This window comes from Roseateles sp. P5_E8, assembly GCF_054177665.1.
The window spans coordinates 1-17,737 of the sequence record NZ_JBGCUM010000079.1 but is presented as its reverse complement, the minus strand read 5'-3'; the positions used below and the strand labels follow the sequence as shown (position 1 = coordinate 17,737).

The 17,737-nt window shown below is 68.0% G+C and carries 19 protein-coding genes; 12 read left to right on the top strand and 7 right to left on the bottom strand.

Going from position 1 to position 17,737, the window contains the following annotated elements; translation table 11 throughout:
- The first annotated feature begins 565 nt into the window (after positions 1-565).
- Both ACXRVZ_RS25665 and ACXRVZ_RS25660 read left to right on the top strand, forming a co-directional pair.
- On the top strand, positions 566-1,516 hold the full coding sequence (locus ACXRVZ_RS25665) for an ABC transporter ATP-binding protein (RefSeq protein ID WP_457418440.1): 951 nt from the start codon (positions 566-568) through the stop codon (positions 1,514-1,516).
- Entirely contained in the window at positions 1,509-2,471 is a 963-nt protein-coding gene (locus ACXRVZ_RS25660; RefSeq protein ID WP_457418438.1) for a peptide ABC transporter ATP-binding protein, read from the top strand. Before ACXRVZ_RS25665 ends, ACXRVZ_RS25660 begins: the two co-directional genes overlap by 8 nt.
- Here the strand turns inward: ACXRVZ_RS25660 and ACXRVZ_RS25655 are convergent.
- The 3 genes from ACXRVZ_RS25655 to ACXRVZ_RS25645 all read right to left on the bottom strand — a co-directional run bounded on the left by ACXRVZ_RS25655 (position 2,465) and on the right by ACXRVZ_RS25645 (position 4,655).
- Positions 2,465-2,722, bottom strand: a complete 258-nt coding sequence (locus tag ACXRVZ_RS25655) for a glycine zipper domain-containing protein (RefSeq protein ID WP_457418436.1) — start codon at positions 2,720-2,722, stop codon at positions 2,465-2,467. The two genes, ACXRVZ_RS25660 and ACXRVZ_RS25655, sit on opposite strands and share 7 nt — an antisense overlap.
- Positions 2,723-2,891: 169 nt before the next feature.
- On the bottom strand, positions 2,892-3,215 hold the full coding sequence (locus ACXRVZ_RS25650) for a PsiF family protein (RefSeq protein WP_457418434.1): 324 nt from the start codon (positions 3,213-3,215) through the stop codon (positions 2,892-2,894).
- 93 nt (positions 3,216-3,308) lie between these two features.
- Positions 3,309-4,655: a serine/threonine-protein kinase gene (locus tag ACXRVZ_RS25645; RefSeq protein WP_457418433.1), complete on the bottom strand. Its 1,347-nt coding sequence runs from the start codon at positions 4,653-4,655 to the stop codon at positions 3,309-3,311.
- 29 nt (positions 4,656-4,684) lie between these two features.
- Between ACXRVZ_RS25645 and ACXRVZ_RS25640 the strand changes: the two genes are divergently transcribed.
- The 9 genes from ACXRVZ_RS25640 (at position 4,685) to ACXRVZ_RS25600 (ending at position 12,504) form a co-directional block, all read left to right on the top strand.
- Positions 4,685-5,089: a VOC family protein gene (locus tag ACXRVZ_RS25640; RefSeq protein ID WP_457418431.1), complete on the top strand. Its 405-nt coding sequence runs from the start codon at positions 4,685-4,687 to the stop codon at positions 5,087-5,089.
- Positions 5,090-5,143: 54 nt separating this feature from the next.
- Positions 5,144-6,850 (top strand): arginine--tRNA ligase, encoded by a 1,707-nt coding sequence (gene argS, locus ACXRVZ_RS25635; RefSeq protein WP_457418429.1) that lies wholly within the window; start codon positions 5,144-5,146, stop codon positions 6,848-6,850.
- Positions 6,847-7,521 (top strand): SPOR domain-containing protein, encoded by a 675-nt coding sequence (locus ACXRVZ_RS25630; RefSeq protein WP_457418427.1) that lies wholly within the window; start codon positions 6,847-6,849, stop codon positions 7,519-7,521. Before argS ends, ACXRVZ_RS25630 begins: the two co-directional genes overlap by 4 nt.
- A gap of 26 nt (positions 7,522-7,547) precedes the next feature.
- Positions 7,548-8,210: a thiol:disulfide interchange protein DsbA/DsbL gene (locus ACXRVZ_RS25625; protein ID WP_457418425.1), complete on the top strand. Its 663-nt coding sequence runs from the start codon at positions 7,548-7,550 to the stop codon at positions 8,208-8,210.
- Complete coding sequence (locus ACXRVZ_RS25620; protein WP_457418423.1) at positions 8,207-8,860, top strand: thiol:disulfide interchange protein DsbA/DsbL; 654 nt, start codon at positions 8,207-8,209, stop codon at positions 8,858-8,860. Before ACXRVZ_RS25625 ends, ACXRVZ_RS25620 begins: the two co-directional genes overlap by 4 nt.
- Positions 8,861-8,905: 45 nt before the next feature.
- Positions 8,906-9,511, top strand: a complete 606-nt coding sequence (gene lptA, locus ACXRVZ_RS25615) for a lipopolysaccharide transport periplasmic protein LptA (RefSeq protein WP_457418421.1) — start codon at positions 8,906-8,908, stop codon at positions 9,509-9,511.
- Positions 9,511-10,311 carry an LPS export ABC transporter ATP-binding protein gene (gene lptB / locus ACXRVZ_RS25610; protein ID WP_457418419.1) on the top strand — a complete coding sequence of 267 codons (801 nt, stop codon included), beginning with the start codon at positions 9,511-9,513 and terminating at the stop codon, positions 10,309-10,311. Before lptA ends, lptB begins: the two co-directional genes overlap by 1 nt.
- Positions 10,312-10,471: 160 nt before the next feature.
- Positions 10,472-11,965, top strand: a complete 1,494-nt coding sequence (locus tag ACXRVZ_RS25605) for an RNA polymerase factor sigma-54 (RefSeq protein ID WP_457418417.1) — start codon at positions 10,472-10,474, stop codon at positions 11,963-11,965.
- An 8-nt stretch (positions 11,966-11,973) separates the two neighbouring features.
- Positions 11,974-12,504, top strand: coding sequence for a hypothetical protein (locus ACXRVZ_RS25600; protein ID WP_457418415.1), 531 nt, complete (start codon positions 11,974-11,976; stop codon positions 12,502-12,504).
- A gap of 16 nt (positions 12,505-12,520) precedes the next feature.
- On the opposite strand, the gene ACXRVZ_RS25595 is transcribed toward ACXRVZ_RS25600, so the two are convergent.
- Complete coding sequence (locus tag ACXRVZ_RS25595) at positions 12,521-13,384, bottom strand: alpha/beta hydrolase (RefSeq protein WP_457418414.1); 864 nt, start codon at positions 13,382-13,384, stop codon at positions 12,521-12,523.
- 1 nt (position 13,385) lies between these two features.
- Complete coding sequence (locus ACXRVZ_RS25590; protein WP_457418412.1) at positions 13,386-14,255, bottom strand: alpha/beta hydrolase; 870 nt, start codon at positions 14,253-14,255, stop codon at positions 13,386-13,388.
- Between the two features lie 37 nt (positions 14,256-14,292).
- Between ACXRVZ_RS25590 and ACXRVZ_RS25585 the strand changes: the two genes are divergently transcribed.
- Positions 14,293-15,591 carry a THUMP domain-containing class I SAM-dependent RNA methyltransferase gene (locus ACXRVZ_RS25585; RefSeq protein ID WP_457418410.1) on the top strand — a complete coding sequence of 433 codons (1,299 nt, stop codon included), beginning with the start codon at positions 14,293-14,295 and terminating at the stop codon, positions 15,589-15,591.
- On the opposite strand, the gene ACXRVZ_RS25580 is transcribed toward ACXRVZ_RS25585, so the two are convergent.
- Both ACXRVZ_RS25580 and ACXRVZ_RS25575 read right to left on the bottom strand, forming a co-directional pair.
- Positions 15,570-16,736 (bottom strand): MFS transporter, encoded by a 1,167-nt coding sequence (locus ACXRVZ_RS25580; RefSeq protein WP_457418408.1) that lies wholly within the window; start codon positions 16,734-16,736, stop codon positions 15,570-15,572. The two genes, ACXRVZ_RS25585 and ACXRVZ_RS25580, sit on opposite strands and share 22 nt — an antisense overlap.
- Positions 16,733-17,446 carry a 16S rRNA (uracil(1498)-N(3))-methyltransferase gene (locus ACXRVZ_RS25575; protein ID WP_457418406.1) on the bottom strand — a complete coding sequence of 238 codons (714 nt, stop codon included), beginning with the start codon at positions 17,444-17,446 and terminating at the stop codon, positions 16,733-16,735. The genes ACXRVZ_RS25580 and ACXRVZ_RS25575 overlap by 4 nt, the downstream gene beginning before the upstream one ends.
- Positions 17,447-17,737: the final 291 nt, after the last annotated feature.

Below are 17,737 nucleotides of genomic sequence, written 5' to 3'. Positions count from 1 at the left end.
CTGTCGGGGTGCCCTGCGTGCCATGCCGCTTGCATGCGGCATGGCGTTCGTCAGGCGTCGCACAGCACGCAGGTGCTGTGCTCGGTCCCGCCTCACTGCATCGAAACCCGGGGCCGCACCCAACTCACTTCGCTACGCTGCGTTCAAACAAAGGGGTGCGAAGTCAGAGCTTGAAGCTCGCTTCACTCGCGCCCCGGGCTTCTGCGCTTCTCGGCGGTTTAGAAGGGGAGGCTCCTGAACAGCCGCAACAGCCAACAGCCAAACCCGAAAGCCGGGCGGTGGATGTATTTCTGCATGCCCCCTTTAGCCGCGCCGAGCAGCGGAAGGCCTTGAAGCCGCGAGCGAAGCTCGCCTCAAGAACTGACTCCGCGCGGTTGTCTGACCGGAGCGTAGCGAAGGGAGTTCTGCGCGGGGCTTCAAGGACTGAGCAGCGCAGGGCACCCCGAAGCGAAGCGCAGGGGCGGGGCGGTCGGGGGGAGCTCTTTGCTTACTTTCTGGCGGCCCAGAAAGTGAGTCGCCCGCCGGGGCGAAATCCCGGCACGGCCCTCGCCACCAAACAGCAGCGATGAGCCTACTCACCATCAAGAACCTCCGCGTCACCTTCGGCAATTTCCCCGCCGTCGACGGCGTCGACCTTCAACTGGACAAAGGCGAACTGCTCGGCATCGTCGGCGAATCCGGCTCCGGCAAGTCGGTGACCATGCTCGCGCTGATGGGCGTCATCGACGCCCCCGGCAAGGTCACGGCCGATGCCATCGAATTCCAGGGCCGCGACCTGCTGAAGCTGTCGCCACGCGAGAGACGCGCCCTGATCGGCCGCGACGTCGCCATGGTGTTTCAGGACGCGCTGAGCAGCCTCAACCCGAGCTACACCGTCGGCGCCCAGATCGCCGAAGTGCTCAAGGCCCACCTCGGCCTGCGCGGCAGCGCCGCAAAGCAGCGTGTCGTCGAACTGCTGGATCTCGTCGAGATCCCCGACGCCGCCAGCCGCGCCAGCGCCTACCCCCACCAACTCTCCGGCGGCATGAACCAGCGCGTGATGATCGCGATGGCCATTGCCTGCGGACCCAAGCTGCTGATCGCCGACGAGCCGACCACGGCGCTTGACGTGACSATCCAGGCSCAGATCATGGCGCTGCTGCTGAAGCTGCAACGCGAGCAGGGCATGGGCCTGATCATGATCACGCACGACCTGGCCATCGTGGCCGAGATGGCCCAGCGCATCGCCGTGATGTATGCCGGCCAGATCGTCGAGACCGGCCCGGTGCCCGACCTCTTCGACGCGCCGCGCCACCCGTACACGAACGCGCTGCTGGCCGCGATCCCGGAGCACAACAAGGGGGCGAAACGCCTGTCCGCCCTGCCCGGCATCGTGCCCGGCGCGATGGACCGGCCCACGGGCTGCCTGCTGTCGCCACGCTGCCCGCGCGCGCAGCCCAGGTGCGTCGCCGAACGGCCCGCATTGGAGAACGGCGTGCGCTGCTTCTACCCGGTCGAGGAGGCCGCTCATGTCTGAGCTGCTTCTCGAAGCCACCGACCTGGCAAAGCACTACAGCGTCAGCCGTGGCCTGTTCCAGCCCAAGGCGACCGTTAAGGCACTGAACGGCGTCAGCTTCACGCTGGCACCGAAGAAGACGCTGGCCGTCGTCGGCGAATCGGGCTGCGGCAAGAGCACGCTGGCCCGCCAGCTCACGCTGATCGAGCCGCCGACACGCGGCTCACTGAAGATCCGCGGCACCGACGCCGCGACGGCCGACAAAGCGACGTTGAAGGCGCTGCGGCGTGATGTGCAAATGGTGTTTCAGAACCCGTTCGCGTCGCTGAACCCGCGCAAGACGGTGGCGACAACGCTGGCCGAACCGTTGTTGATCAACACGCCGCTGAGTGCCGCCGAACGCCAGGAGCGCGTCGAAGCACTGGCGACCAAGGTGGGCCTGCGCCCCGAGCACCTGCGTCGCTACCCGCACATGTTCTCGGGCGGCCAGCGCCAGCGCATCGCCATCGCGCGGGCCATGATCCTGAATCCCGGCATCGTCGTCGCCGACGAGCCGGTGAGCGCGCTGGACGTCTCCATCCAGGCCCAGATCCTGAATCTCTTCATGGACCTGCAGGACGAGTTCGGCACGGGCTATGTGTTCATCTCACACAACCTGTCGGTCGTGGAGCATGTGGCCGACGAGGTCATGGTGATGTACCTCGGCGCGGCTGTCGAGCTTGGCGAGAAGCGGCGGCTGTTTGACCAGCCTCTGCACCCCTACACACGGGCGCTGATGAGCGCGACACCGGCCCTGCGTAAGGCCGACCGGCGCGAGCGCATCGTCATCCATGGCGAGCTGCCGAGCCCGCTGAATCCGCCCAGCGGCTGCGCTTTTCACAAGCGCTGCCCGCTGGCCATGCCGCGCTGCACGGATGAAACCCCGCTGCTGCGCGATGTGGACGGCAGGCGCGTGGCCTGCCACGCGGTTTACTGACCGCGCTTCTTCGAGACTTCGTTGCCGACCACGCCGCCAGCGGCCGCGCCGATGGCCGCGCCGGTGGTCGTGCCGGTCACCGCGCCGCCGATGACGGCGCCTGCGGTCGCACCGACGACGGTGCTGGTTTCACGCGCCGACATGCCGGCACAGGCGGTCAAGGCCAGCGTCGCGGCTGCGGCGACGGAGACCAGGGCCACACGCCAATAGGTGGCGCCGGATTCGGTAGGGAGGGTGGTGGTGGTGTTCATGATCGGGTTCCTTTTGATGGACTTGCCATGACTCCACTTTGGGCGTTTCGGCTCGTGCATGGCGCCGGCCACCGGGCCGACGCCCTGTCGGACGGCACCTCTACCCCGCCTAAGAAGAAAGCCACCCGAAGGTGGCTTTCGATGAGGCAACGCCGTCAGGCGCGGTGGGTCACTTGGCTGCGGGCGCGGGCGCGGCACCGTCGGCCATGCACTTCTTGATATGGCTCTTGGCCGCAGCCCCGTGCAGCTTCTTGTCGGCGGCAGACTTCTCGCAGGCCGGGCTGGCGGGCGCAGCGGCGGGAGCGGCGTCGGCCCCCTTGGCGGACAGGCACTCCTTCATGAAGGCCTTGCGTTCATCGCCCTTCTTGTCGGCGGCCTTGGCCTCCTTGTTGCATGTGGTCATCTTGGACTGCTGGGCGGTGGGCGCCTTGTCGGCAGCCTGGGCAGCAAAAGCGGCCACGCCAAGCGCGATGGCGAGAGTGATGCGTTTCATCGGGGAAGTCCTTCCTCTGGGAGGTGATTCGGGCCGGGCCATTCAAGCACGCGCGCCGGGCGCTGCCAAGCGCAAGACACCTGCCTGTCAGACTCAAAGGATTCGCCGCGGATGCGCGAGCGCTTCGTGCGCGGCGTGCAGGCGGCGCACCAGCACGCGGATGAAGGCGCTGTCGAAGCGGTGCTGGCACTCCGGGCTCAGCTGGCTCATCGACTCGGGCTCGAAGCAGATCGTCGTGCACTCCTGCGTCACCTTGATGTCGGTGCTGTGCTTGCGCAGGTCCGGGTTGGGCGCCAGGTAAGCCATCTCGCCCACCGACGTGCCCTGGCCCAGCGTGGCCACCAGCCGGTTGTCGCGGTACACCTGCACCTCGCCACGCGCAATGATGTGGAAGCTGCTGCCCTCCTGGCCGCGCTTGAAGAGGGCGTGGCCCAGTGGATAGCGCTTCCAGCGCGCACGCCGCACCACTTCCCACAGTTGCACGTCGCCAAAGTCCGCAAAGAACTCCAGCGCGCGCAGCATGTTGAAGCGCTCCGAGTCGCGCACCTCGCCCAGGCGGTTCATCGGCACCTGCTGGCTGGAGACCAGGCCGGAGAGCGCCTGGGCAAAGCTGTCCCAGTCGGCAAAGCGGTCGTGCGGGCCCTTGGCCAGCGCGCGCTGCACGACGGCGTCCAGCGCCTCGCTGACGCCCTCGCGCTGGCCCACCAGCGGCAGCGGCGGCTGGTGGTAGATCTGGTGCATCAGCGCCATCTGGTGCGGCGCGTCAAAGGGCGGGCGACCGCAGATCAGGTGGTAGAGCACGGCGCCCAGCGCATAGATGTCGGCGCGGCAGTCCACGTCGGCACCCTCGATCTGCTCGGGCGGCATGTAGGCCAGCGAGCCGACGCGGTGGATCTGCGTGGAGTCCGCATGCAGGTTCAGCGCCGAGCCGAAGTCGCTGACCTTCACGTCCACCACCTGGCCCGAGCCGTCCAGCACGGCCAGCAGGTTGGCCGGCTTCACGTCGCGGTGGATCAGCCCCTGGCGGTAGACATAGCCCAGCGCCATCGCGCACTTGAAGGCAATTTCGACGATCTGGTCCAGCGGCAGTAAGCGGTCGCTGCGGCAGAAGTGCTTGAGCGTGACGCCCGGCACGTACTCCATGACGAGGTAGGGCGAGGAGGCCTCGGCCACCGCGTCCAGGATGGCAACGACATTGGGGTGGTGCAGCCGCCCAGCCAGGGCCGCCTCCGCGCTGAAGAAACGGTTGCTGAAGTCGCTGGCCGGCGTGTCCGGCAGCGGCGCCCAGGTGCGCATGCGCTTGATGGCCACATCCTGACTCTGGAAAGGGTCGCGGGCCAGGAACACGTCGCTGGTCGCGCCCTCACCCAGGCGCTTGAGCACCTGGTAGCGGCCGATGTGGAGGGGCAGGTCGTCTGCAGGGGCACTCACGCGGGGCATGATACGGGCCGCTCCCGGAGGTCCACCCCTTGTTCTCCCACGTCTTTGTCGCCACAAACGACTTCGAGCGCGCCCTCGCTTTCTACCGCCCGCTGCTGGCCGGTCTGGGCATTGCCGAGCGCTTCTGCGAGCCGTCGCGCCCCTGGGCCGGCTGGCAGAGCACGCCCGGGCCGCGCCCGCTGTTCCTGCTGGGCGCGCCCTTCGAGGGCGAGCATGAACCGGGCAATGGCCAGATGGTGGCGCTGCTGGCAGCAAGCCGCGAGCAGGTGGATGCGGCCCACGCAACGGCCCTGGCCTATGGCGGCCGCTGCGAGGGACCGCCCGGCCTGCGGCCCGAGTACCACGCCCACTACTACGGCGCCTATTTCCGCGACCCGGACGGCAACAAGCTCTGTGTGGCCTGTCACGACCCCATCCAGGCGACAACCGGCTGAGTCGGCGCCGCGAGCGGCCCGTGCGTTCAAGGGCTGCCTCCTAGAATCCCGCCCATGATCCAAGCCAAGCAGGCGCTGCTCGCCGCACTCGCCGACTCTCTGCAAGAAATCGCCCCCGGCTCCAACGCCGTCGCGGCCTTTGAATCGCCCAAGCAGGCCGCCCATGGCGACTTCGCCTGCACCGCCGCCATGCAGCTGGCCAAGCCGCTGAAGGCCAACCCGCGCGAACTGGCCACCCGCCTGATCGCCGCCCTCGAAGCCAAGCCCGCCTTCCAGCAATGGTGCCAAGCGCTGGAGATCGCCGGCCCCGGCTTCATCAACATCCGCCTCAAGCCCGAGGCCAAGCAGGCCGTCGTGGCCGAGGTGCTGGGCGCCGGCGCCAAGTTCGGCCACCGCGCCGCGACCGGCAAGCACGTCATGGTGGAGTTCGTCTCCGCCAACCCGACCGGCCCGCTGCACGTGGGCCATGCCCGCCAAGCCGCGCTGGGCGACGCGATCTGCTCCGTCTTCCAGAGCCAGGGCCACGACGTGACCCGCGAGTTCTATTACAACGATGCCGGCGTGCAGATCGCCACGCTGGCCAACTCCACGCAGATGCGCCTGAAGGGCATCAAGCCCGGCGACGCCGAGTGGCCGGAGGCCGCCTACAACGGCGACTACATCCAGGACATCGCCGACGCCTTCCTTCAGCGCGAAACCGTCAAGGCCGACGATCGCGAGTTCACCGCCAGCGGCGACCTGAATGACCTCGACAGCATCCGCCAGTTCGCCGTCGCCTACCTGCGCCACGAGCAGGACCTGGACCTGCAGGCCTTCGGGCTGAAGTTCGACAACTACTTCCTGGAAAGCAGCGTCTACGCGGGTGGTCAGTTGGAGAAGACCGTCGAGCGTCTGATCGCCAGCGGCAAGACCTACGAAGAAGGCGGCGCCCTGTGGCTGCGCACCACTGACTACGGCGACGACAAGGACCGCGTCATGCGCAAGTCCGAGGGTGGATTCACCTACTTCGTGCCTGACGTGGCCTATCACATCAACAAGTTCGAGCGTGGCTACACGCAGTGCATCAACATCCAGGGCACCGACCACCACGGCACCATTGCCCGCGTGCGTGCCGGCCTGCAGGCGGTGGGTCTCGGCATCCCGCAGGGCTTCCCCGAGTACGTGCTGAACAAGATGGTCACGGTCATGAAGGGCGGCGAGGAGGTCAAGATCTCCAAGCGCGCCGGCAGCTACGTGACGCTGCGCGACCTGATCGACTGGACCAGCCGCGACGCGGTGCGCTTCTTCCTCATCAGCCGCAAGGCCGACACCGAGTTCGTCTTCGACATCGACCTGGCGCTGAAGGCCAACGACGAGAACCCGGTGTTTTACGTGCAGTACGCACATGCGCGCATCTGCTCGGTGATCCGCAAATGGGGCGGCGACGAGTCGACCATCGCCGGCGCTGACATCAGCCTGCTGACCGCACCCACCGAAGAGGCGCTGATGCTCAAGCTCGCCGCCTACCCCGACATGCTGGCTGGCGCCGCCGCCGGCATCGCGCCGCACGACGTGGCCTTCTACGCCCGCGACCTGGCCAGCGCCTACCACTCCTACTACGCCGCCGAGCGCGTGGTGGGCGTGGCGCCCGAACTGAGCCGCGCCCGCGTGGCCCTGCTGGCCGCCACGCGCCAGGTGCTGGCCAACGCTTTAGGCATGCTGGGCGTCAGCGCGCCCGAACAGATGAACCGCGACACTGCTGAAACCCTGGAGACCGAATGAGTTCTGCATCCAAGCCCGCCGGCCAGAAAAGCCAGAAGGGCGGCTTTGTCCTCGGCCTCATCGTCGGCCTGCTCGTCGGCCTCGCGGTCGCCCTGGGCGTGGCCCTGTACATCACCAAGGTGCCCATCCCCTTCGTGAACAAGGTGCCGCAGCGCACCGCCGAGCAGGACGCCGCCGAGACCGAGCGCAACAAGAACTGGGACCCGAACGCGCCGCTGGCCGGCAAGGCCGCGCGCAGCGCCAGCGGTGTGGTCAACGCGCCGCCGCCGCTGACCGCCCCGCCGCCAGCCACCACGACAGCCAGCGCCGCCGTGGCCGCCGCCAGCGCTGCGGCCACCCTGCCGCCGGTGGTGACGGCACAGCCCAAGCCCGTCGCGCCCAAGGCCGAGGCCGCCGCCTCAGCTACCGCCCCGGCAGCCGCGGCGGGTGCCGACGCCTACATCTACTTCGTGCAGGCCGGCGCCTTCACCCGGCCCGAGGAGGCCGAAGCCCAGAAGGCCAAGCTGGCCATCCAGGGCTTCACGGCCAAGCTGATGGAGCGCGAACAAAACGGCCGCACTGTCTACCGCGTGCGCCTCGGGCCCGTTGATACCCGCGAGGCCGCCGAAGACCTCCAGCGCAAGATCGAGGGGGCCGGTTTCGAGGCCAATCTCGTTCGTGTACAACGCTGAACTCCAAGCCAAGGACACCTGACGTCATGAAGCGCCGCGATTTCTCCGCCCTGCTCGCCACCACGCCGCTCGCGGCTGCCGCCGGCTCCGCCTTTGCCCAGGGCGGTCCGATTGAAGGCCGCCAGTACACCGCACTGGACAGGCCCCTGGCCACGCCGCCAGGCAAGATCGAGGTGGTGGAGTTCTTCTGGTACGGCTGCCCGCACTGCTACGCCTTCGAGCCCCTGATCGAGGCCTGGTCCAGGCAATTGGCCGCCGACGTCACCTTCCGCAAGGTGCATGTGGCCTTCCGCGCCAACGTCAAGATCCACCAGCGCATGTTCTACACGCTGGAGAGCATGGGCAAGGAAGCCGCCACCCGCCCCGCCATCTTCAAGGCCATGCACGAGCAGGGCCAGGCGTTGGAAGACGCCAAGAGCCAGGCCAAGTTCCTCAGCGCCCTGGGCGTGGACCCGGTCAAGTACCAGGACGCCTACAACTCCTTCGGCGTGCAGACCAAGGCCACCCAGGCCGAGAAGCTGTCCGAGGCCTACAACATCGACGGCGTGCCCAGCATCGGCATCGGTGGCCGCTTCCTGACCTCGCCCAGCATGGCCGGCGTGGGCCAGCGCCTGCCCGAGCATGAGCTCGGCCAGCGCGCGCTGCAGTACGCCGACTTCCTGATCCAGCGAGTGCGGCGCAAGGCATGAAGCGTCGCCACGCCACTCTCGCTCTCGCCGCCACCAGCCTGGCGCCGGCTGCCTGGGCCCAGGGCGCGCCCGTCGAGGGCCGGCACTACGCCCGCCTGGCGCAGCGCCTGCCGGGCGCGCCGGGCAAGATCGAGGTCATCGAGTTCTTCTTTTACAAGTGCCCGCACTGCTTCGCCTTCGACCCGCTGCTGGAGGCCTGGGTGCACCAGCTGCCGGCGGATGTGAGCTTTCGCCGTGTGCCGGTGGGCCAGCAGGCCATGCTCAAGCTGCATGCGCGCACGTATTACGCGCTGGAGGCCATGGGCGCGCTGACGTCGGCGGTGCACGCTGGCATCTTCAATGCCTTCCACCGCCAGGGCGTGGATGCCAATGACGAGGCGGCCATCACCGCCCTGGTCGGCAAGCTGGGCGTGGACGCCGCCAAGTTCAAGGCGGCCTTCGCCTCCTTCGGCGTGCAGTCCAGGCTGGCGCAAGGGCAGAAGCTGGCCGAGCTGAGCGGCGCCGACCAGGTGCCCGCCCTCGTCATCGGCGGGCGTTTCCGCACCGGCCCCGGCATGGGCGCCAACGCCAACCAAAGCGAAACCGCCCTGGGCCAGCAGGCCCTAGCCGTCGCGGATTTCCTGATCAAGTTGTCACGAGAGAAAGGCTGAGGGCGGTATCGCGCCCATAGAATGGCCTGCAACTTCCGTGCCGCCATGTCTTCGCGACTCCTTCTCCTCCTCGCTGCGCTGACCGCCACTGCCGCCCTCGCAGAGAAGGGCGACCGCCTGAAGCCGATGGTCTTTACGCAGGACAAGCGGGGCATCGTAGACGGCGTCAACCAGCGCACAGAGCTGGAAGGCAACGTCATCATCACCCAAGGAAGCCTGATGCTGCGCGCCGAGAAGGTGGACGTGCGCGAAACTCGCGATGGCTACGTTCAGGCCTATGCGAGCGGCACCGCCGGCAAGCCGGTCAGCTTTCGCCAGGCGCGCGACGTCCCTGGCGAAGCCATCGAGGGTGTGGCCGATCAGCTCGAATACGACACCCGCACCGAGAACGTGCGCTTCATCGGCAACGCCAATGTGCGCAGCATGCGCGGCGCGGCGATTGCCAACGAGGTGACGGGCGCCGTCATCGTCTACAACAGCCGCACCGAGGTCTTCACGCTGGAAGGCGGCAGCGCCTCGCCCAACTCGAACGGCCGCACGCGCATCGTCATGATGCCGCGCCCGCAGCCGGCCGAGGACGCCGCCTCGGCGCCGCCGGCAGCCTTGCCACTGAAGCCGTCGACGACGCTGCAGCCAGGCAAGCCTTCGTGATGGGCGACGCGTCCGTCACGCTTGAATCCCCGGCCGCCGGCGTCCAGCCAACGGCCTGCGGCAGCCGCCTCGAAGCCGAGGGTCTGGCCAAGACCTATGGCGTGCGCAAGGTCGTCAAGAACGTCCATGTGCGAGTCGACTGCGGCGAGGTGGTCGGCCTGCTCGGCCCCAATGGCGCCGGCAAGACGACCAGCTTCTACATGATCGTCGGCCTCGTCCGCTCGGACGCCGGCATCATCCGCATCGACGGCGCCGAGGTGCAGCGCCTGCCCATCCACTCACGCGCCCGCCTGGGCCTGAGCTATCTGCCGCAGGAAGCGTCCATCTTCCGCAAGCTCACCGTCGCGCAGAACATCCGCGCCGTGCTGGAGCTGCAGCAGGACGCCAAGGGCCGGTCCCTGGGCAAGGCGCGCATCGACGAGCTGCTCAACGGCCTGCTGCACGACCTCTCCATCGACGGCCTGCGCGACAGCCCGGCGCCGGCCCTGTCGGGCGGCGAGCGCCGCCGCGTCGAGATCGCCCGCGCCCTGGCCACGCAACCGCGCTTCATCCTGCTGGACGAGCCCTTTGCCGGCGTCGACCCCATCGCCGTGCTGGAGATCCAGCGCATCATCGGTTTCCTGAAGAGCCGCGGCATCGGCGTGCTGATCACGGACCACAACGTCCGCGAGACGCTGGGCATCTGCGACCGCGCCTACATCATCAGCGAGGGCGCCGTGCTCGCCGAAGGCACGCCCGACGAGATCGTGGCCAACGCCGACGTGCGCAAGGTCTATCTCGGCGAAAACTTCCGCATGTAGAGATGGACAACCCCTCGCCCATCCTCGCGTCGCTGAACGCGAGCGCGTCTGGTCGGTCCCCCGAGGGGACGGCGATGCTTGCCGCATTGAGCGGCAAGCACATCGCCAGCGCGGGCCGGCTTGGGAGCGGCCCGGCGCTCGGCCCGCAAGGAACTCTGGGATGAAGCAGACCCTCCAGGTCCGCCTCAGTCAGCATCTCGCGCTGACGCCCCAGCTGCAGCAATCCATCCGGCTGCTGCAGCTGTCGACGCTGGAGCTGAACCAGGAAGTCGAGCAGATGCTGGCCACCAACCCGCTGCTGGACACCGAGGAGGAGTTCACCGTCAGCGCCCCCGAGCTGGCCTCGAACGCGCCGGCCGAGAGCGGCACCGAGGCTTCGGCCGGCGAGTCGGAAAGCGGCGACGCCCCCGAGCTGACCGCCGAGGAATTCGGCGGTACCGAGCGCGAGGACTGGGAGAACGGCACCGAGCGCGACGACTTCGACGGCATCCGCGAGCTGCCCAGCAACAGCTCCGGCGCCAGCGGCGACGACGACGGCGAGCGCGAGAGCCAGGAGTTCGCCGAAGCCACGCTGGCCGAGCATCTCACCCAGCAACTCGCCGGCCACCACCTCTCCCCCGAGGACCGCGCCGCGCTGCAGATCCTCATCGAGTCGCTCAACGAGGATGGTTATCTCGAAGACACGCTCGACGAGATCGCCGCCTCCCTGGCCGAGGACGAAGAGACGCGCGAGGAACTGCTGGACCACCTGCGCATCGCCCTGCGCCTGCTGCAAAGCCTGGACCCGGCCGGCATTGCCGCGCGCGACCTGTCCGAATGCCTGGTGCTGCAATTGCGCGCCTGCCCCAAGTGCCCCGCCCAGGTCGTCGCCATCCTGATCTGCAAGGGTCATTTGGAGCTGCTGGCCCGCCGCGACATGCGCCGCCTGATGGCCGAAACCGGCGCGGACGAACACATCCTGCGCGAGGCGCAGGGGCTCATCACCCGGCTCGAACCCAAGCCCGGCCGCCGCTTTGCGCGTGGCGCCGCTGCAGCCATCGTCCCCGACGTCATCGTGCGCAAGGTGGGCCGCGAATTCCGCGTCATGCTCAACCCCGAGGTGGCGCCCAAGCTGCGCATCAACGAGCTCTACGCCAACGCGCTGCGCGCCACGCGCGGCGGCATCAGCAACTCGCCGCTGGGCGGGCAGCTACAGGAGGCGCGCTGGTTCATCAAGAACATCCAGCAGCGCTTCGACACCATCCTGCGCGTCAGCCAGGCCATCGTCGAGCGCCAGCGCGGCTTCTTCACGCACGGCGAGCTGGCCATGAAGCCGCTGGTGCTGCGCGAGATCGCCGACGAACTGGGCCTGCACGAATCCACCATCTCGCGCGTGACGACGGCCAAGTACATGGCCACCAGCTGGGGCACCTTCGAGCTGAAGTATTTCTTCGGCTCGGGGCTGTCGACGGAAGCCGGCGGCGAGGCGTCCAGCACGGCGGTGCGCGCGCTCATCAAGCAGTTCGTCGCGGCCGAGGACATCAAGAAGCCGCTGTCCGACAGCGCGCTCGCGGCGATGCTGGAAGAGCAAGGCATCCAGTGCGCGCGGCGCACGGTGGCCAAATACCGCGAAGGAATGAAGATCGCGCCGGCGAATTTGAGGAAGGCGCTGTAGGCACTCTCATGCGATTCAGCCAAACCCTCGCCTTGCTGGTGTTCTGCATGCTGAGCAGTCAGACGAACGCTCACCAGGACAGGATTCTCTCGCTGGCTTCTGACGGCAGCATTCCGGAACTTCCGTCGCAGTACACGTTGACGCGCTTGAAGATGGAGTTCGCGGACAAAGAGTCCGGCAGGCCGACGAAAGTGACCTTCATCTCCGGCGGGAAGCAGACCGTCATTGAACGCTGTGTGCTCCAAACCCTGCCCGCAGACTCATGGAAGACGGTCTCGCTATCGGGCTCTTGGTATCACGAGCGGAGCACGCTGCCCCACTACGTCTCGATTCGGTTCAAGACGCCGGCTCAGTCACCGAGGCTGCCAGCGCCCGTTGGCATTTCATTTCTGTTCAGCCTGGAAGATGCGCGGCTTCTCCAGATTGAAGCCACCACCGCGACGTCGAACGAAAACGAGGTGCAGTCGCGAGCCATCGACCTCAAAGGCGGCTGCCCCCTCCCTGGTGCTGCACGTGGCAGCATCTCCAAGCTGAATTGACACCCGTAGCCCGGCCTCAATCCTTGGATGGCCCCGTCTCCGGCGCCAGCGGCTCGAACACGAAGCGCATGCCGCGCGCATAGCTTTCCGGCTTCGTGCCGCCGTGGCGCTCGCCGTCGATGATGCGGTTCTGGAACACCAGGCCGGGATGCTTCAACTCGGGCAGCAGGGCCTGATAGCGCTTGATGCCGGCCAGGTAGGCGGGCCACTCCCACTCGGCGCCGGTCACATAGAGACGTGCCTTGATGGGCTTGCCCGTTGCGGCATAGGCCTTGGCGAGGCCAATGAGCCAGTCGTTGTCGACGTTCACCGCCGGGCTGGCCGCGACATAGCCCTCGAACAGCGTCGGCCGCGTGTACATCGCGTACAGCGTGAACAGACCGCCGAGCGAGCTGCCGGCCAGCATGCGGTGGGCCGGGTCGCCGCGGTAGTCGCGCTCCACCAGCGGGATGATGTCGCGCTCCAGCGTGGCCAGGAACTTGTCGGCGTGGCCGGAGTCGCCCGGCTGCGGGAGCTTTACCGGCGACAAGTCGCCGATGCGCAGCTGGCCGTAGTCGAGGTTCTGGCCCGCATAGCCCAGGCCCACGATGATGAACTCGGGCACGACGCGATCAGCGACCTTGCTGTTGTAGGCGTTGATGTGGGTCGTGAAGTCCCAGTAGGCGTCGGTGACGTAGAGCACTGGGTAGCGCCGCGCGGGCTCCTTGGCGAAGGACGCGGGCAGGTGGATGTGCAGCTGGTAGCTCCGGCCATCCGCCGTCGGCGGCAGCACACGCAGCTGCGTGTTCGGGACGACATGCGGCGGATAGCCGGGCGCCGGGTCCGCCAGCACTTGCGGCGCGCTGGACAGGAGGGCCAGCGCGAGGGCGAACTGCTTCACGTCAGTCTTTCGACTTCCCCGTCTCCGGCGCCAGCGGCTCGAACACAAAGCGCATGCCGCGCGTGTAGCTCTCGGCCTTGGTGCCCCCATGCCGCTCGCCATCGATGGTGCGGTTTTGATAGACCAGCTCGGGGTGCTTCAACTCCGGCAGCAGCGCCTGGTAGCGCTTGATGCCGGCGAGGAACCCGGGCCATTCGTTCTCGGCGCCGGTGACATACAGCCGCGCCTTGATGGGCTTGCCCGTCGCGGCATAGGCCTTGGCCTGGCCGATGATCCAGTCGTTGCCGGCGACGACGGCCGGGCTGGCGGCGATATAGCCCTTGAAGAGATCGGGCTTGGCATACATCGCATGCAGCGTGAACAGCCCGCCGAGCGAGCTGCCGGCCAGGTAGCGCTGGGCCGGGTCGGCGCGGTACTCGCGCTCCAGCAGCGGGAAGATGTCCTTCTCCAGCGAGGCGATGAACTTGTCAGCGTTGCCGCTGCTGGAAGACAGGGGGTTCATACGCACCGGCGACAGCTCCCAGCCGCGCATTTCGCCGTAGTCGAGGTTGTCGCCGGCATAGCCCAGGCCCACCGTGATGAAGTCGGGCACGACCTTGTCGTAATTCAGGTTGTTGTACGAGGCCACGATGGTGGCGAAGTCCCAGTAACCATCGGTCACGTAGAGCACCGGGTAGCGGCGCTTGGGCTCCTTCGCAAATGACGCCGGCAGATGAATGTGCAGCTGATACGTGCGGCCATCGGCGTTCTTGGGCAGGGCGCGCAGCAGCGTGTTGGGGATGGTGTGCGCAGGGTAGGCCGGCACCGGGTCGGCCGCCTGCGCCTGAAGCGCGCTGAACAGGAAGGCCAGGGTCAGGACGATTCGCTTCATGGCTCGCATTGAGTGTTGGGATAACGCTGTCCAGTTTATGGCCAGCGACAATCGCGCGGTGAGCCTGCCCAACAAACTTTCCCTCTTCGTTTCCTGCGCCGGTGGCGTCGAGCCCCTGCTGGAGGAGGAACTCAAACGCTTCCTGCCGCCCGGTGTGCGCAGCAAGGTGGAGCCGCTGCGCGGTGGCTGCGGCCTGATCGGCACGGCCGAGGACGTGCTGCGCATCAACCTCGAAAGCCGCCTCGCTCAGCGCGTGCTGGTCGAGCTGATCGAAGGCCCCTACCGCCACGAGGAAGACCTCTACACGCTGGCCCGCCGCGTCGACTGGCGCGACTGGATCACGCCGCGCGAGACCATCCGCGTGGACACCATCGCGCAGCGCTCGCCGCTGAAGAGCCTGAACTTCACGACGCTGCGCATCAAGGACGCGATCTGCGACCAACTGCGCGAGCACACCGGCGAGCGCCCCAGCGTGGACACGCATTCGCCCGACCTGCCCGTGCTGCTGCACGTCGGCCCGGAGCGCGCGGCGATCTATGTCGACACCTCCGGCGAGCCGCTGTTCAAGCGCGGCTGGCGCGTCGACAAGGGCGACGCACCGCTGAAGGAGACGCTCGCCGCCGCCATGCTCGCCGCCGCCGGCTGGCGCGGCGAGAGCGCGCTGCACGACCCCTGCTGCGGCTCCGGCACCATCCCCATCGAGGCCGCGCTGATCGCCTGCGACTCGGCCCCCGGCCTGCTGCGCCGCTTTGCCTTCGAGCGCCAGATCCCGTTCTCCACGCCGGCCCTCAAGGCCACCTGGGGCGAGATGGCGCAAGCCGCCCGCGCCCGCGTGCACGCCCCCAAGGTGCCCATCTACGCCAGCGACGTCGCCTTCCGCATGGTCGACTTCGCGCGCCGCAATGCCGAGCGCGCCGGCGTGGCCCAGTACATCCAGTTCAACGGCGGCGACGCGCTGGAGCGGCCCGCGCCCGTGCTGCCCGAGGGCATGGCCGGCAGCATCGTCATGAACCCACCCTACGGCGAGCGCATCGAGGTGCGCGGCAAGGCGGCCATGTCGCGGGACGCACGCGGCTCCGAGGAGCTGGACGCCGGTGACGACTTCTTCCCCCGCCTGGCCGCACACTGGAAGCGCCAGTACACCGAGAACCCCGCCGGCTGGACGGCCTGGATGCTCAGTCCCGACATGAAGCTGCCCAGCAAGATGCGGCTGAAGGAAGCGCGCCGCGTGCCGATGTGGAATGGCCCCATCGAGTGCCGGCTGTTCCGCTTCGACCTCATCAAGGGTTCGGCACGCAAGCCGGCCGCAGACGCTCAGGTCGACGACGGGCGCTGACGCAGCTTCAGCCAGCCTAGCGCCGCTGCGCACAGCGCGATGGGCACGAGGCTGGCCCAGTTCATCCACTGCCAGCCGCCGGTCGTGACCAGCGCACCAGATGAGAACGCCGTCAGCGACATCGTCGCGTAGACGCCGGTGTCCATCAGCCCCTGCGCACGCGTCTTCTCCTCGGGGCGGTAGGCCTGTGTGAACAGCGTCGTGCCGCCGATGTAGAGGAAGTTCCAGCCTATGCCCAGCAGCAGCAGCGCGCCGAGGAAGTGATCCAGGTCCTGCCCCGACAGCGCGAACGCGACGCAGCCCAGGTTGAGCAGGACGCCCGTCGCCATGACCGGCAGCACGCCGACCTTGCGTATCAGCGGCCCGGTAAAGAAACTCGGCACGTACATGCCCAGCACATGCCACTGCAGCACCCGGCCGGCGTCGCCGAAGGACAGGCCGCACTGGCCCATGGCGATGGGCGTGGCCGCCATCAGTAGGCTCATGACGCCGTAACCGAGCGCACTCGCGGCCATCGCAACGATGAAGACCGGCTGGCGCATCAACTCCGCGCCCGAGCGACCGCCGGCGCCGGGCTTGGGCCTGGCCAGCGGCGGGAAGTCGATCAGCGAGATCAGCACCAGGCCCACCAGCGCAACACCTATCAGCAGCAGATAGGCCCCGGCGAACGGCGCCACCAGCAGGTTCTGGCTCTCACGCGCCAGCAGCGGGCCGATGAAGGCGCCCAGGCAACCACCACCCAACACCCAGGAGATGGCCGCCTCGCGCTTGTCCGGCGCAACGAGCTCGGTCGCGGCAAAGCGGTAGAGCGCCGCGTTGGCGCTGTAGTAGCCGCCCACCAGCGTCGCCACGACAACGCCCCAGAACTGCTGGTGCAGCACGCTCCAAAGTGCCATCGCGGAGCTGACGATGGCCACCACCAGGCCGATCTGGAAGCCGCGTCGCCGGCCGAAGCGCAGCTGGTGCCGGCCCACCATGCGCGCCGTCAGCGCACCGCCGGTCACGTAGGCGCAGATGGGCAGCGTCGCCATCCACGGCACGGGCGCCAGCGCCAAGCCGACGAGGCCGTTGATGGCGATGAGGCAGATGTTGTTGGTGAGGAAGAAGCCCTGAGCCAGAACGAGCAGCGCGAGCTTTCGGTTCACGACAAGGCGAGCCAGGAGAGAACCGCCAGCGGCGCGGTGTCGGCGCGCAGGATGCGGGGGCCGAGCGAGATCGCGGCGAAGCCCAATGCGCGCGCTGCGTCTTCTTCGGCGTCGCTGAGGCCGCCCTCGGGGCCGCTGAGGAACAGTGCCCGCTGCTGCGGGAACGCTGCCAACGGCTGCGCCGCACGCGGGCTCAGCAGGCCGCGCCATTCGTCGTCGGCCGGTGCGGGCAACGCGGCCAGCCAGGCGGCCAGCGGCAGCACGGGCTCGATGCGCGTCGGCACCGTGCGCCCACTCTGCTCGGCGGCGGCAATGGCCACGCCCTGCCAATGGGCGCGCTTCTTGTCGGCGCGTTCACCGCTCAGGCGCAGCACCGAGCGTTCAGAGACGAGCGGCAGCAGCGCGGCGGCGCCCAGTTCGGTCGCCTTCTCGACGAGAAAGTCCATGCGGTCGTTGGCCGGCATGACGACGGCCAGCGTCACCGCACGGGCGAGTTCGCGCTGCGGCTGGTCTGGCGCGAGCAGGCTCACGCGCACCTCGCTGCGCCCCATCGCTGTGACCTCGGCCCGCCATTCCGGGCCGCTGCCGTCGAACAGCGTCAGCGCGTCACCCGGTTGAAGGCGTAGCACCTGTACGTGACGGGCAGCACCAGGCGAAAGCACAAGCTCGCCAGGCTGAGTCAGCGGGGTGTCGACAAAGAAACGAGGCAAGACGTAGGGCTTTCTGCGGGCCGAGCGCCGGGCCGCTCCCAAGCCGGCCCGTCTGGCGATGTGCGAGCGGGGCACGCCCCGCGAGCATCGCCGTCCCCTTGTATCTTTCCAATCAAGCATTTAGCGGCACGCGCTGAATGCCTTCCGTGTCGCGGTAGCTGCGCTAAACCTGTTGTCCCCCGGAGCTTGAAGTTCGTCCCCGAGCCTATGGTCAACGCAGCCACCCGTCTTGTCCAACCGTGTAGCCCGAACAGTTGCCAATCATGAGCATGCATCCGCAAGGTGGGGTAG